This window comes from Dietzia sp. B32 (genome assembly GCF_024732245.1).
In the GTDB taxonomy this organism is placed as follows: Bacteria; Actinomycetota; Actinomycetes; order Mycobacteriales; family Mycobacteriaceae; genus Dietzia.
In genome coordinates, this window is the sequence record NZ_CP093845.1 from 3,067,473 (window position 1) to 3,080,990 (window position 13,518).

Genomic DNA, 13,518 nt, shown 5'->3' on the forward strand with positions numbered 1-13,518 from the left:
TGACCCACGCCGCCGCACGGGGTCGGGCGTCTTCTCTGTCTGGGCCCCACCGGGGTGGGGCTACGTCTTGTGGTCCGCGGGACCGGGACGAACCGGGCCACGGGTGGCGGGCGCCCGTTCCGGGGCGGACTGGTGATCCACTCGCCAGGATGAGCTCCCGCCATTCTCCCACATCCGTCACCGAAACGTCGTCGCCCGGCGCCACCAATGCGAACGCGCCCGCCGGGCAGGGGCCGACGGGCGCGCGTGCAGCGCGATCGCTGCGGGACGAGTGGTGGTCTACAGGCCGGGGAACCAGAGCGCGATCTCCCGGGCCGCGGACTCCTCGGAGTCCGAGCCGTGGACGAGGTTGAACTGGGTCTCGAGGCCGAAGTCCCCGCGGATGGAACCGGGGGCGGCCTTCTCCACGGGGTCGGTCCCGCCGGCGAGCTGACGCCAGGCGGCGATGGCCCGCGGCCCCTCGAGGACGCCCGTGACGACCGGACCGGAGGTGATGAACTCGAGCAGGGAGCCGTAGAACGGACGCTCCGCGTGCTCGGCGTAGTGCTCGGCTGCGGTCTCCTGCGGCACCCGGCGCATGTCCATGGCGACGATCCTGAGGCCCTTGGCCTCGATGCGGGCGAGGATGGTGCCGGTCAGGCCGCGCTCGACGCCGTCGGGCTTGATGAGGAAGAAGGTTCTCTCGGTCACGACGGCGATCCTACAAGCCCGATGTCCACCCCGGTCGCGCGGAGCGTCGCGCTCAGTCGTGCTGGCTGGGCAGGTATCCACCGGCCATCCGGCGCGACAGGTCGCGGCGTAGGTACAGGATGTACGCCCAGACCGCGGCGAACATCAGTCCGCACACCCCCATCGACCAGTGCACGGCCCACCCGGCGACGGCCAGTCCCGCGAGCGAGAGGTTCAGCGGGATCGCCCAGGGCTTGCGTTGGAGTCCACTGGCCACCAGCATCGCGATCGCGAGCAGGCTGACGAACCACACCTTCCACGACTGGAAGTGGGCACCGTCGTCGAGCCGGGCGATCACCGTGAGCACCAGGCCGATCACGATCGCCTCGAGGACCAGGGTGCCGGCCATGATGCCCCGCAGCCCCTTCCACGGGTCCACCGAGGGGGCGTGTGCGGCTTCCCGGGGACCGGGGGTCGGTACGGTCACGTCGCGTCCTTTCCGAACAGGCTGCGGGCGGCTCCGGCGGTGACCACGGAGCCCGTGACGAGAACGCCCACGCCCGACACGTCGTCGTCCGCGGTCGGATCCGGGACCCCGACCAGGTCGAGGGCGGCGCTGACCGCGTCGGGAAGGGTGTCCACCACGTGGACCCGCTGGGCGGTGAACCGCTCCTCGGCGATGCGGGCGAGGTCACCCGGGTCCATCGCGCGCGGCGAGGCGGCCCGGGTCACGACGACCTCCTCCACGACGGGTTCGAGTGCGGCGAGGAACGCGTCGGCGTCCTTACCGTCGAGCATCGCGACCACGGCCACCAGTCGTCTGAAGTCGAACTCGGAGGTGACGGCTTCGGCGAGCGCGCGCCCCCCGTGCCCGTTGTGGGCCGCGTCCACCAGAACGGTGGGGCTCGAACTGAGCCGCTCCAGACGCCCGGGGTTGTCCACCGCGGCGAAACCCGCGCGGATGAGTTCCGGGTCCAGGCCCCTGTCCGGACCGGCGCCGAAGAAGGCCTCCACGGCGGCGAGTGCGGTCGCCGCGTTCTCGGCCTGATGCTCACCGAAGAGCGGGAGGAACACCTCCGGGTACTCGCCACCGAGTCCCCTCAGGGTGAGCTGCTGGCCGCCGACGGCGACGCGCCGCTCGACCACATCGAACTCCGAGCCGAGGCGGGCGACGACCGCGCCCACCTCCACGACACGTCTCAGCAGGACGTCCATGGCCTCGGGCTCCTGGCGACCGATCACGGCGATCGGGTCGCGCGGGAGCAGGTCGTCCTCCGGACCGGGTTGGATGATCCCGGCCTTCTCCCCCGCGATCGTCGCGAGGTCCTCACCCAGGTAGTCGGTGTGGTCCAGGCCGACGGGGGTGATCACGGCGACGGCGGGCCGGACCACGTTGGTGGCGTCCCAGGTGCCGCCCATCCCCGTCTCCACGACGGCCACCTCGACCGGTGCGTCGGCGAACGCGGCGAAGGCCATCGCGGTGAGCACCTCGAAGTAACTCATGCGCGGGCCGCCGGTCTCCTCGGACCGCTGGTCGACGAGCTCGAGGTAGGGCTGTAGTTCGCGGTAGGTGTCCACGAAGGCGCGCGCGGTGATCGGCTCACCGTCGAGTGCGATGCGTTCGGTGACACTCTGCAGATGGGGGCTGGTGTTGCGCCCGGTGCGCTGGTGCAGCGCGCGCAGCAGCGCGTCGATCATCCGGGTGACCGAGGTCTTGCCGTTGGTGCCCGCCACGTGGAGCACGGGGTAGGCGTGCTGAGGGTCCCCCAACACCGACATCAGCTCCGCGATGCGGTCCAGACTCGGCTCGAGCCGGGACTCCGGCCAGCGGGTGGCCAACTCCTCCTCGACCGCCGCCAGATCTGCCGTGTCGGCCTGCCACTCGGGGCTGCCCACCTCCGGGATCGGGCGGGGCGGCAGGTGGTCGTCACCGTCGCTCTCCTCGTCACCCGGGATAGGTCCGCCGAGCGGGACGCCCGAGACGAGGCCGTCCTCGCCGAGCATCTCGGCGACGTCCTCCTCCGTGGGGGTGTCCCACCCCTCGGCCGGGTCGTGCGGCGGGAGCCACTCGCGGCCGCTCACGCGGGATCACTCCCCGCGGGCATCGCCTCGAGGCGGGTGGTGATCCGGGTGACCTCGGCCTCGGCGAGGTCACGGCGGGCGCGGATCTTGTCGACGACGTGGTCGGGCGCCTTGCCGAGGAACGCCTCGTTGCCGAGCTTGGCGCCGGTCGTCTCGAGCTCCTTGCGGGCGGCGGCGAGGTCCTTCTCCAGCCGGCGTCGTTCGGCGGCGAGGTCGATCGTCCCGGAGGTGTCGATCTCCACGTCCACCGTCGACAACCCGAGCCGGACCTCGAGCGAGGCCGTGGCGGTGAAGTCCTCGGCTGCCGGGGTCAACCGGGCCAGCGCGGACACCTGGGCGAGCAGGTCCTCGGGCAGGTCCGCGGCGTCCACGCCGGAGATCCGCGCGGGTACCCGCTGGCCGGGCTTGAGCCCCTGGTCGGAGCGGAAGCGCCGGATCTCGGTGACGAGGGTCTGGGCGTCGGCCACCCGGCGGACCGGGTCCGCGGCGTCACCGGCCGGCACCACGTCGGACGGCCAGTCCGCGACCACCACGGACTCTCGACCGGTCAGCGCGGTCCACAGCGTCTCGGTGACGAACGGGATCACCGGGTGCAGCATCCGGAGCAGCACGTCCAGCACGTGGCCGAGTACGAGTCGGGTGTTCTCGGCGCGCTCGGAGGCGCGGGCGGCGTCGTCACCTCCGAACTGGACCTTGGCGAGCTCGAGGTACCAGTCGCACACCTCGTCCCACGCGAAGTGGTAGAGCGCCTCGCACGCCTTGGAGAACTCGTAGCGGTCCAGCGCGTCGTCGACGGACACCCGCACCTCACCGAGACGGTGAAGGATCCACCTGTCGGCGTCGGAGAGTTCGGACGCGTCGGGGAGCCGGCCCACCTTCGCGCCGTTCATCAGGGCGAAGCGGGTGGCGTTGAACAACTTGGTGGCGAAGTTGCGGGACGCCTGGGCGGCGTCGTCCCCGACGGAGAGGTCGCCGCCCGGGTTGGCTCCGCGGGCCAGGGTGAAGCGCAGTGCATCGGCACCGAAGCGGTCGACCCAGTCCAGGGGATCGATCCCGTTGCCCTTGGACTTGGACATCTTCTGGCCGTGCTCGTCACGCACGAGGCCGTGGAGGAACACGTCGGTGAAGGGGACCTTGCCCGGTGCGGCCTCGTCGCCGGTGAGGGTGCGGCCCACGAAGGTGCCGAACATCATCATGCGGGCCACCCAGAAGAACAGGATGTCGTACCCGGTGACCAGCACGGACGTGGGGTAGAAGCGTTCGAGGTCGACGGTGCGATCGGGCCAGCCCATGGTCGAGAACGGCCACAGGCCGGACGAGAACCACGTGTCGAGGACGTCGGTGTCCTGGGTGTATCCGGCTGGCGGCTCCTCGTCGGGGCCCACACAGACGACCTCTCCGTCGGGCCCGTACCAGATCGGGATCCGGTGACCCCACCACAGCTGGCGCGAGATGCACCAGTCGTGCATGTCGTCGACCCAGTCGAACCAGCGGGGCTCCTGGCTCTTGGGGTGGATGACGGTGTCGCCGTCGCGGACGGCGTCCCCCGCCATCGCGGCCAACTCCTCGACCCTGACCCACCACTGCAGTGACAGGCGCGGCTCGATCGGCTCGCCGGAGCGCTCGGAGTGGCCCACCGAGTGCAGGTACGGACGCACCTCCTTGACGATGCGCCCCTGCTCGGCGAGGTCCTCGCGCACGGCCCTCCGTGCCTCGAACCGGTCCATCCCGTCGTAGCGGGTCCCGGTGCCGGCGATGTGGCCGGTGGCGTCCATGATCGTGGGCATCTCGAGCCCGTGACGCTGGCCGATCGCGAAGTCGTTGGGGTCGTGCGCGGGCGTGACCTTGACCGCGCCGGTCCCGAACTCGGGGTCGACGTAGTCGTCCGCCACCACGCGCATGGTCCACCCCTCGCGGAACGGATGCGGGATCTCAGTACCCACCAGATGGGCGTACCGCTCGTCGGAGGGATGGACGGCAATCGCGGTGTCTCCGAGCATCGTCTCGAGGCGGGTCGTGGCCACCACCAGGTGCGGCTCGGAGTCGTCCATCGACCCGTAGCGGAAACTGACCAGCTCGCCCTCGACGTCGGCGTACTTGACCTCGATGTCGGAGATGGCGGTCTGAAGGGTGGGCGACCAGTTGACCAGCCGCTCGGCGCGGTAGATCAGTCCGTGGTCGTAGAGCTTCTTGAAGATGGTCTGGACCGCTCGCGAGAGTCCGTCGTCGAGGGTGAACCGCTCGCGCGACCAGTCGACGCCGTCGCCGAGGCGACGCATCTGATCGCCGATGGTGCCGCCGGACTCACGCTTCCACTCCCAGACCTTCTCGATGAACGCCTCGCGGCCGATCTCGTGGCGGTCGATCCCCTCGTCGCGGAGTCTGCGGTCCACCAGGGTCTGTGTGGCGATGCCGGCGTGGTCCATGCCGGGCAGCCACAGCACCTCGTACCCCTGCATGCGCTTGCGCCGCGTGAGCACGTCCATGAGCGTGTGGTCGAGCGCGTGCCCCATGTGCAGGCTGCCGGTCACGTTCGGGGGCGGCAGCACCACCGAGTAGGCGGGCTTGTCGCTCGACGGGTCGGCCTCGAAATACCCGGCCTCCACCCAGCGCTCATACAGCCCGTTCTCCACCTCACCTGGATTCCAGGAAGCGGGCAGGGCGTCCGCACGGTCGGTGTTCGGGGAGGCAGCGGCTGGAGTCGTCACCCGACCATCCTAGGCCGTGGGCGCCGGGGTCCGGCACACGCCGTCGACCCCGGCACACCCGAGGTCAGTCGGCCAGGCCGAGCCCGTGAACGGCGTCACGCTCCGAGACCAGCTCCGCCACCGAGGCGTCGATGCGGGAGCGTTGGAAATCGCCGATCTCCAGGCCCTCGACGACCTCCCAGCCGGCGCCCCGGCTGCGGCAGGGCAGCCCCGTCACCACGCCCGGCTCGGTGCCGTACTGCCCCTCGGAGGGCAACGCGACCGTCGTCCAGCTCTCACCCGGCGTACCGTGCACCCAGTCGCGCATCTGGTCGACCGCCGCGCCGGCGGCGGACGCCGCCGACGAGGATCCGCGAACCGCGATGATCTCGGCTCCCCGACCGGCGACCCGCGGAATGAACGTGTCGGCCAGCCACGCCTCGTCGAGTCCGGCGGTGACCGGTTCACCCCGCAGCGTCAGATAGGACACGTCGGGAAACTGGGTGGCCGAGTGATTGCCCCAGACGACGACGCCGTCCAGGTCCGCGACCGGTGCGCCCAGTCGGGTGGCGAGCTGGCTCAACGCACGGTTGTGGTCGAGACGCATCAGGGCGGTGAACCGCTCGGCGGGGACGTCGGGCGCATGCCGGTGGGCGATGTAGGCGTTGGTGTTGGCGGGATTGCCCACCACGACCACCCGCACGTCGTCGGCGGCGTGGGCGTTGATGGCCCGCCCCTGCTCGCGGAAGATCGCCCCGTTGGCGGTGAGCAGGTCGGCGCGCTCCATCCCCTTCCCGCGCGGCCTGGCACCCACGAGGAACGCCGCGTTGGCGCCCTCGAACGCCGAGTCCACGTCATCGGTGATCTCGATGGAGTCCACCAGCGGGAGCGCGCAGTCCTCGATCTCCATGGCCACGCCCTCCGCCGCGACCACGGCCGACGGGATGTCGAGCAGCCGCAGGCGGACCGGGGTCCCGGGGCCGAAGACCAGCCCGGAGGCGAGACGGAACAACAATGAGTAGGCGATCTTTCCGGCGGCGCCGGTGACGGTCACGGTGACCGGGGTGGAGGTGCTCATGGAGGCGAACCTTCCGGGACGACGACGGGGTCGGTTCCCACAGTAGTGAGAATCCGACCCCGCAACCCGCGTCCGCGGGCGGAGTACACCTGACGTTCGCCCGGGCGCCGCCTCAGGCGTGGATCTCGGCCCCGGTCTTGAGCCGGACCTCGTCGATCGTGACGCCCGGTGCCAGTTCGACCAGACGGAAGCCCTCCGGTGCGATGTCGAGGACGCACAGGTCGGTGACGACGCGCTGGACGCAGCCGCGGCCCGTGTAGGGCAGGGAGTTCTCCGCGAGGAGCTTGAGGTCCCCCTTGCGCGTGATGTGGTCCATCATCACGATCACCCTGCCGGCACCGTGGACGAGGTCCATCGCACCGCCCATGCCCTTGACCATGGCGCCGGGGATCATCCAGTTGGACAGGTCTCCGGCCTGGGAGACCTGCATCGCACCCAGGACCGCCACGTCGACGTTCCCACCGCGGATCATCGCGAAGGACTCCGAGGACGAGAAGTACGCGGCCCCCGGAGCGGCGGTGATCGTCTCCTTGCCGGCGTTGATCATCTCCGGGTCCAGCTGCTCGCGCGTGGGGTACGGGCCCACGCCCAGGATCCCGTTCTCCGAGTGGAGCGTGACGTGCACCCCGGCCGGGAGATAGTCGGGGATCAGGGTCGGCATGCCGATACCCAGGTTCACGTACTGTCCGTCGACGAAGTCGGCGGCGATGCGGGCCGCCATCTGCTCATGGGTCCAGCTCATGACCGATCCCCTCCCTTGCTGCTGAGCTTCTCGATCTCCACTCCGGTCTCCTGGCGTCCGACCTCGACCAGGCGCTGGACGAAGATCCCGGGCACGTGGACGTCGGCGGGGTCGATCTCGCCGGCGGCGACGATCTCCTCGGCCTGCACGATCGTCACCCGGCCCGACATCGCCGCATCGGGGTTGAAGTTGCGGGCCGTTCCGTAGAACTGCAGGTTGCCCGCAGTATCCGCACGGTGGGCGTGGACGAGGGCGTAGTCCGTGACGATCGAGCGCTCCAGGACGTACGGGATCCCGTCGAACTCGCGGACCTCCTTGGGCTCGGAGGCCAGGGCGACCCCGCCGTCACCGTCGTAGCGCAGCGGCAGGCCGCCCTCGGCGACCATCGTGCCGACGCCCGCGGGGGTGTAGAACGCGGGGATGCCCGCGCCACCGGCCCGCATGCGCTCGGCGAGCGTGCCCTGCGGGGTGAGTTCCACCTCGAGCTCGCCCGAGAGGTACTGACGGGCGAACTCCTTGTTGGCGCCCACGTACGAGGCGGTGGTCCGCGTGATGCGGCGGGCCTCGAGCAGTTTGCCCAGGCCGAAGCCGTCGGTCCCGCAGTTGTTGCTCACCGTCTGCAGATCGGTGGCCCCCTGGTCGAGGAGCGCGTCGATGAGGACGGCGGGGATGCCGACCAGACCGAAACCCCCCACGGCGAGGGAGGCGCCGTCCGGGATGTCCGCGACCGCGTCGGCAGCCGAGGAGAAGATCTTGTTGGTCATGTCACGCACCATATCCCTTGTTCGCATCTTGTACAACTGTTCGCCCTTCGCACGATTCCCGCGTATCGTGGACCGCACACCACGCCGCGCCCCGCCCGCGACCAGACACCCCGCGACCAGACACACGGAAGGACCGACACCATGCCCGCCACCCTGTCCCACGAGGTCAGTGGACCCCGGTCCGCCGACACCCCCGTCCTCGTCCTCCTCGGATCGCTCGGGTCCGACCGCTCCATGTGGGACGCCCAGGTCCGCGATCTGTCCCGCGATCACACCGTGGTCGCCGTGGACCACCGGGGGCACGGCACGTCCGAGGTCATCCCCGGTCCGTGCACGATCGCCGACCTGTCCGCGGACGTGGTGGCCCTGCTCGACTCACTGGAGATCGATCGGTTCCACATCGCCGGGCTGTCGCTCGGCGGCGCGGTGGCCCAGTGGCTCGCCGTCCACGAGCCCGCCCGTGTCCTCTCCGTCGCCCTGCTGTGCACCGCCGCGAGGTTCGGCGAACCGGCCGGGTGGGCCGATCGCGCCGCCGCGGTCCGCGAGGGCGGGACCGCCGCTGTCGCCGACGCCGTCGTCGCACGGTGGATCACCGCCGCACGAGCCGAGGCCGAGCCCGACCTCGTCGCGGGCCTGCGCGAGATGGTCCTGGCCACCCCGGCCGAGGGATACGCCTCCTGTTGTGACGCACTGGCCGGGTGGGACAACCGGGCCGAGCTGGGTCGGATCTCCTGTCCCACCCTCGTGCTCGCCGGGGACGAGGACCCGTCCACGCCCCCGGATGTGGTCCGGGAGATCGCAGACGGTGTACCCGGGTCCGACTTCGTCGTCGTCACCCCCGCCGCCCACGTCCCCACCGTCGAGATCCCGGAGCGCATCAACGAGATCCTCCGCCGCCACCTCGAGACCGCCCGGAACACGGGCGCGGCATGACCCGCCCCGACGTGGTGTCGACCCCGGCGCGCCCCGGGGGCGACGGCGGGGACCGCTCCGCCTCCCCCGACTTCGTCCAGTCACTCGCACGCGGACTGTCGGTCATCCGGGCGTTCGACGCCCGCCAGCCGCGCCAGACCCTCAGTGACGTCGCGCGCAACACCGGCCTGACCCGGGCGACCGCCCGCCGCTTCCTCCACACCCTCGTCGAACTGGGGTACGTGGACACGGCGGACTCGGTCTTCTGGCTCACCCCCCGCGTCCTGGACCTCGGGTACAGCTACCTGTCCTCCCTGCCGCTGACCGACCTCGCCCAGCCGCACCTGGAGAAGCTCAGCTCGCGGCTCGGCGAGTCGTCCTCGGTGGCGGTGCTCGACGGTTCCGACATCGTCTACGTGGGTCGCGTCCAGGTGCGTCGCATCATGACGATCGGCATCACCATCGGCACCAGGTTCCCCGCCTACGCCACGTCGATGGGTCGGGTCCTGCTGGCGTCGCTGCCGGCGGAGGACCTCGACGCCTACCTCGCCGCGACCGACCTGCGGGCCCTCACCCCACACGGACTGGCCGACGAGGCCGCGCTCCGCGCGGAGTTGTCGCGGGTGGCCGAGCGCGGCTGGTGCGTGGTCGACCAGGAACTCGAACCGGGCCTGCGTTCCGTGGCCGCCCCGGTCCACGACCGCCACGGCGCGGTCCGCGCAGCCCTCAACGTCTCCACCCACGCCGCCCGCTACTCCCCCGACCAGCTCCACGACGAGGTCATCCCCGAGCTGCTGGCCACCACCCGCGCGCTGTCGGCCGACCTCGCCATCGTCAACCGCTGAACCCGAACGAAGGAACCCCATGCGTGACGTCGTCATCTGCCAACCCCTCCGCACCCCGGTCGGGCGATTCGGCGGGGTGTTCCGCGACCTGGACGCGAACACCCTCGCCACCGACCTGCTCGCCGCCCTCGTCGAGCGGACCGGCCTGACCGGAGCCGACGTCGACGACGTCGTGCTGGGGCAGGGCTCGCCGAGCGGTGAGGGACCGGCCATCGGCCGCATCGCCGCACTCGACTCCCCGCTCGGGATCGACGTACCGGGCATGCAGCTCGACCGGCGTTGCGGCTCCGGCCTCCAGGCGGTCATCACCGGCGCGCTCCAGGTGGCCTCCGGCGGTATGGACCTCGTCGTGGCCGGCGGCGTCGAGTCGATGAGCCAGGTGGAGTTCTACGCCTCACCCAGCCCCCGCTGGGGCATCCGCGGGGACGGGATCTCGCTGGTCGACCGCCTCGGACGGGCCCGCACCACGGTCGGCGGTCGCTCGCACGTCATCGACGGCGGGATGATCGAGACCGCCGAGAACCTCCGGCGCGAGTACGGCATCGGGCGGGACGAGCAGGACCGGCTGGCCGTGCAGTCCCACCAGCGCGCCGTGGCCGCGCAGGAGTCCGGGGTGTTCGCCGAGGAGATCGTCCCGGTGACCGTCCCACAGCGTAAGGGTGAGGACCTCGTCGTCGACACCGACGAGCACCCCCGGGCCGACAGCACCGTGGAGGCGCTGGCGCGCCTGCGACCCATCATGGGCCGCACCGACCCCGAGGCCACCGTCACCGCCGGCAACGCCTCCGGCCAGAACGACGGCGCCGCGATGTGCATCGTCACCACCGCGGACAAGGCCTCCGCCCTCGGCCTCACCCCGCTCGTCCGCCTCGCCTCGTGGGCCGTCGCGGGGGTGGCCCCCGAGACGATGGGCATCGGGCCGGTCCCCGCCGCGGCCAAGGCCCTCGGCCGGCTCGGGCTGACGCTGTCGGACATGGGCGTCATCGAACTCAACGAGGCGTTCGCCGCGCAGGCGCTGTCCGTCATGCGCGAATGGGACATCGATCCGTCCTCCGAGCACCTCAACCCCCACGGCTCCGGCATCTCCCTGGGCCATCCCGTCGGGGCGACCGGTGCCCGCATGCTGGCGACGCTGTCCCGCGAGATGGTGCGTCGAGACGTGCAGTGGGGACTGGAGACCATGTGCATCGGCGGCGGTCAGGGCCTGGCCGCGGTGTTCGAGCGGGTCTGACCCACTCCGCTCCCGACGCAGAAAGGGGCCGAGCCGATCTCCGGCTCGGCCCCTTTCCACGCGTGGGGGCGTCAGTCGACGCGCGAGGGGTGCCGGGTAAGGGCCATGACCTGCATGTCCATGTACGGGAACAGCGGCAGACCCTGGAGGATCTCGTGCAGCTCGTCAGCCGACTCGACGTCGAAGATGCTGATGTTCGAGTACTGGCCGACGATCCGCCAGAGCTCACGCCACTTGCCCGACCGCTGCAGGTCCTGGCTGTAGGCCTTCTCGCGGGCCAGGGTGTCGGCGCGGACCTCGGGGTCCAGGTCGTGCGGGATGTGGACGTCCATGCGGACGTGGAACAGTGCCATCGTCTGACTCTCCTTCTGGGATGGTGGTGCCGCGGTCAGCGGCGCGTGAACTTCTCGACGGCGTCGTGGTCGATCTCGACGCCCAGGCCCGGCCCGGCCGGCAGGTGAACCCGGCCGGCCTCGTAACGGATCGGGGTGGTCACGTAGGTCTCGGCCAACAGCAGCGGGCCGAACAGCTCCGAGCCGTAGTTGAAACCGGGCTCCGCGCACGCGAGGTGCAGCGAGGCGACCGTCCCGATCGGCCCCTCGAGAGACGTGGCGGCGTGGCACGCGATCCCGGCCGCGCGGGCGATCGCCACGACCTCCTTGCCACGGGTCAGGCCGCCGAGCTTGGTGGTCTTCACCGCGATCACCCCGGCCGCGTCCCGACGCGCCACCTCGAGGGCGTCATGCGGGGACTGGACCGACTCGTCGGCCATGAACTGCACCGGCAGCGAGCGGTTGAGCTCGGCCAACACCTCGATCTGCTCCGTGGGGGTCGGCTGCTCGATCAGCTCGATGCCGGCGTCCACGAGCGCCGGGAGGTGGACGTTCGCGGTGAACCGGTCCCAGCGGGCGTTGATGTCCACCCGCAGGCCGGCCCGCCCGTCGAGGCGCTCGGCCAGCGCGGCGATGCGGGCGACGTCCTCGGCCGGGTCCAGGGCGCCCATCTTCAGCTTGAACGTACGGTGACGGTCCGCCGCCAGCAGCTCGTCGATCTCGTCGACCATCTCCTCGAGCGGCATGGCACCGAGGGCCCAGGTGCACTCGATCGAATCCCGGACCGCGCCGCCGAGCAGCGAACGCACCGGCACGTCCAGCGACCGGGCCCACGCGTCGAACATGGCGATCTCGAGGGAGGCCTTGGCGAAGCGGCCGCGGGCCACGACGCCCTCCATCGCCTCGAGGACGGCGGGGATCTCGTCGACGCGCCGGCCGATGGCGACCGGGGCGAGGTACTTCTCCACCAGGACCTGCATGGTCTCGGCGGATTCACCGCCCCACCACGGTCCGCCCGGGGTCACGCCCTCCCCGTAGCCGATGACCCCGGACTCGGTGGTGACCGAGACGAGCAGGATCGACTGGGCGGTGGCGGTGGTCGTGGCGAACTTGTGCGGTCTGATGAGCGGCACGTCGAGGATCCGTGTCTCCACGGAACGGATGGTCAGGTCAGACATCTTTCAGCCCTTCGTGTTGGTGGTCCGGCCGGGTCGATCGCCGACGCCCCGGCCGCTCGTGGCGGCCGGGGCGGGCGGGGACTCCAGATGGGTTCGTCGCCGGTCAGGCCACGAAACGCTTCTCGGAGACGGGGTCCAGGACGAAGTCGTAGACGACCTCGTCGATCCCATCGCTATTGGGCTTCGGGTCCAGGATCAGCTCGGGCTTGACGGCACCGGCCACGTCGTCCTCGACCCACTTGCCACCCTGGAAGTACAGCTGGGTGGTGATGAGGCGCTTGCCGGGGGCGGTGACCTTCAGGTGCAGGTGCGCCGGACGCCACGGGTGGCCACCGTAGCTGGCGATGAACTCACCGGTCGGGCCGTCGTGCGGGATCTGGTACGGGGCCGGCTGGACCGTGGTGATGTGGAAGTTGCCCTCCGAGTCCGTGGTGAAGGTGCCGCGCAGGTTCCACTCGGGGATGCCCAGGCCGTCGTCGAACTGCGAGTAGTAGCCGTCGGCGTCGGCGTGCCACAGCTCGACGGACGCGCCCTCGATGCCCGTGCCGTCGAGGTCGCGGACCTGGCCCTTGAACACGAACTGTGTGCCCTTCTCGTCCTCACGCATGGGCATGACGCCCTTGGCGCCGAGGTCCGGGGCGTTCGGCACGTAGTAGGGGCCCTCGATGGAGCCCTTGGTGCCGTTGAAGATGCGGCTGTTGGAGTCCTCGATGAAGTGCTCCAGGAACACGTCGAGCCACAGCGGCCACTCGCCGCCCTCGCCGACCTCGATGAGCCACTGCTTGAGGACGCGGTACTCGTCGTAGGTGACCTCGTGCTCGAAGATCACCTCGGACAGCTTGGTGAGCACGTCCTTGTAGATGGCGGCGGCGCGCTCGGTGCTCGTGTCGGCCGTGAAGCGGCTGCCCTTGAACTTGTCCGTCGCGGCGGAGCCGGAGCCGGCGGCGGTGGGCACTGCGGTGCTGGTCATGACGCTCCCTCAGGTGGGGTCGGGATGG

13 protein-coding genes are annotated in these 13,518 nt (G+C 70.8%); 3 read left to right on the forward strand and 10 right to left on the reverse strand.

The window, feature by feature from the left end; all coding sequences use genetic code 11:
* Positions 1-279: 279 nt before the first annotated feature.
* The 7 genes from ndk to L8M95_RS14545 all read right to left on the reverse strand — a co-directional run bounded on the left by ndk (position 280) and on the right by L8M95_RS14545 (position 8,022).
* On the reverse strand, positions 280-690 hold the full coding sequence (ndk, locus tag L8M95_RS14515; protein WP_260486800.1) for a nucleoside-diphosphate kinase: 411 nt from the start codon (positions 688-690) through the stop codon (positions 280-282).
* 52 nt (positions 691-742) lie between these two features.
* A complete protein-coding gene (locus L8M95_RS14520; protein WP_260486801.1) occupies positions 743-1,156 on the reverse strand; it encodes a DUF4233 domain-containing protein in 414 nt (137 codons plus the stop codon).
* Positions 1,153-2,751 carry a folylpolyglutamate synthase/dihydrofolate synthase family protein gene (locus L8M95_RS14525; protein ID WP_260486802.1) on the reverse strand — a complete coding sequence of 533 codons (1,599 nt, stop codon included), beginning with the start codon at positions 2,749-2,751 and terminating at the stop codon, positions 1,153-1,155. Before L8M95_RS14525 ends, L8M95_RS14520 begins: the two co-directional genes overlap by 4 nt.
* Positions 2,748-5,459, reverse strand: a complete 2,712-nt coding sequence (locus L8M95_RS14530) for a valine--tRNA ligase (protein ID WP_260486803.1) — start codon at positions 5,457-5,459, stop codon at positions 2,748-2,750. Before L8M95_RS14530 ends, L8M95_RS14525 begins: the two co-directional genes overlap by 4 nt.
* 64 nt (positions 5,460-5,523) lie before the next feature.
* Positions 5,524-6,516, reverse strand: coding sequence for a malate dehydrogenase (locus L8M95_RS14535; protein ID WP_260486804.1), 993 nt, complete (start codon positions 6,514-6,516; stop codon positions 5,524-5,526).
* 112 nt (positions 6,517-6,628) lie between these two features.
* Positions 6,629-7,258, reverse strand: coding sequence for a 3-oxoacid CoA-transferase subunit B (locus L8M95_RS14540; protein WP_260486805.1), 630 nt, complete (start codon positions 7,256-7,258; stop codon positions 6,629-6,631).
* Positions 7,255-8,022, reverse strand: a complete 768-nt coding sequence (locus tag L8M95_RS14545; protein ID WP_260486806.1) for a CoA transferase subunit A — start codon at positions 8,020-8,022, stop codon at positions 7,255-7,257. The genes L8M95_RS14540 and L8M95_RS14545 overlap by 4 nt, the downstream gene beginning before the upstream one ends.
* 141 nt (positions 8,023-8,163) lie before the next feature.
* Between L8M95_RS14545 and pcaD the strand changes: the two genes are divergently transcribed.
* The 3 genes from pcaD to L8M95_RS14560 are packed head-to-tail and all read left to right on the forward strand — an operon-like array spanning position 8,164 to position 11,010.
* Complete coding sequence (gene pcaD, locus L8M95_RS14550; RefSeq protein ID WP_260486807.1) at positions 8,164-8,955, forward strand: 3-oxoadipate enol-lactonase; 792 nt, start codon at positions 8,164-8,166, stop codon at positions 8,953-8,955.
* The gene (locus L8M95_RS14555; RefSeq protein ID WP_260486808.1) at positions 8,952-9,779 is read left to right on the forward strand and encodes an IclR family transcriptional regulator; all 828 of its coding nucleotides are present in this window, start codon (positions 8,952-8,954) and stop codon (positions 9,777-9,779) included. The genes pcaD and L8M95_RS14555 overlap by 4 nt, the downstream gene beginning before the upstream one ends.
* A gap of 19 nt (positions 9,780-9,798) precedes the next feature.
* Positions 9,799-11,010 carry an acetyl-CoA C-acetyltransferase gene (locus L8M95_RS14560; protein ID WP_260486809.1) on the forward strand — a complete coding sequence of 404 codons (1,212 nt, stop codon included), beginning with the start codon at positions 9,799-9,801 and terminating at the stop codon, positions 11,008-11,010.
* A gap of 71 nt (positions 11,011-11,081) precedes the next feature.
* Here the strand turns inward: L8M95_RS14560 and catC are convergent, their stop codons facing one another.
* From catC to catA, 3 genes are all read right to left on the reverse strand, one after another.
* Positions 11,082-11,363, reverse strand: coding sequence for a muconolactone Delta-isomerase (gene catC, locus L8M95_RS14565; RefSeq protein WP_260486810.1), 282 nt, complete (start codon positions 11,361-11,363; stop codon positions 11,082-11,084).
* A 35-nt stretch (positions 11,364-11,398) separates the two neighbouring features.
* Entirely contained in the window at positions 11,399-12,520 is a 1,122-nt protein-coding gene (locus L8M95_RS14570) for a muconate/chloromuconate family cycloisomerase (RefSeq protein ID WP_260486811.1), read from the reverse strand.
* A 103-nt stretch (positions 12,521-12,623) separates the two neighbouring features.
* A complete protein-coding gene (catA, locus tag L8M95_RS14575) occupies positions 12,624-13,490 on the reverse strand; it encodes a catechol 1,2-dioxygenase (RefSeq protein WP_260486812.1) in 867 nt (288 codons plus the stop codon).
* Between the last annotated feature and the right edge of the window lie 28 nt (positions 13,491-13,518).

Bases quoted from the DNA above. Each gene is read 5' to 3' on its own strand.
- L8M95_RS14535 (WP_260486804.1), bottom strand. From the start codon at position 6,516: ATGAGCACCTCCACCCCGGTCACCGTGACCGTCACCGGCGCCGCCGGA.
- L8M95_RS14540 (WP_260486805.1), bottom strand. From the start codon at position 7,258: ATGAGCTGGACCCATGAGCAGATGGCGGCCCGCATCGCCGCCGACTTC.
- L8M95_RS14545 (WP_260486806.1), bottom strand. From the start codon at position 8,022: ATGACCAACAAGATCTTCTCCTCGGCTGCCGACGCGGTCGCGGACATC.
- pcaD (WP_260486807.1), top strand. From the start codon at position 8,164: ATGCCCGCCACCCTGTCCCACGAGGTCAGTGGACCCCGGTCCGCCGAC.
- L8M95_RS14555 (WP_260486808.1), top strand. From the start codon at position 8,952: ATGACCCGCCCCGACGTGGTGTCGACCCCGGCGCGCCCCGGGGGCGAC.
- L8M95_RS14560 (WP_260486809.1), top strand. From the start codon at position 9,799: ATGCGTGACGTCGTCATCTGCCAACCCCTCCGCACCCCGGTCGGGCGA.
- catC (WP_260486810.1), bottom strand. From the start codon at position 11,363: ATGGCACTGTTCCACGTCCGCATGGACGTCCACATCCCGCACGACCTG.
- L8M95_RS14570 (WP_260486811.1), bottom strand. From the start codon at position 12,520: ATGTCTGACCTGACCATCCGTTCCGTGGAGACACGGATCCTCGACGTG.
- catA (WP_260486812.1), bottom strand. From the start codon at position 13,490: ATGACCAGCACCGCAGTGCCCACCGCCGCCGGCTCCGGCTCCGCCGCG.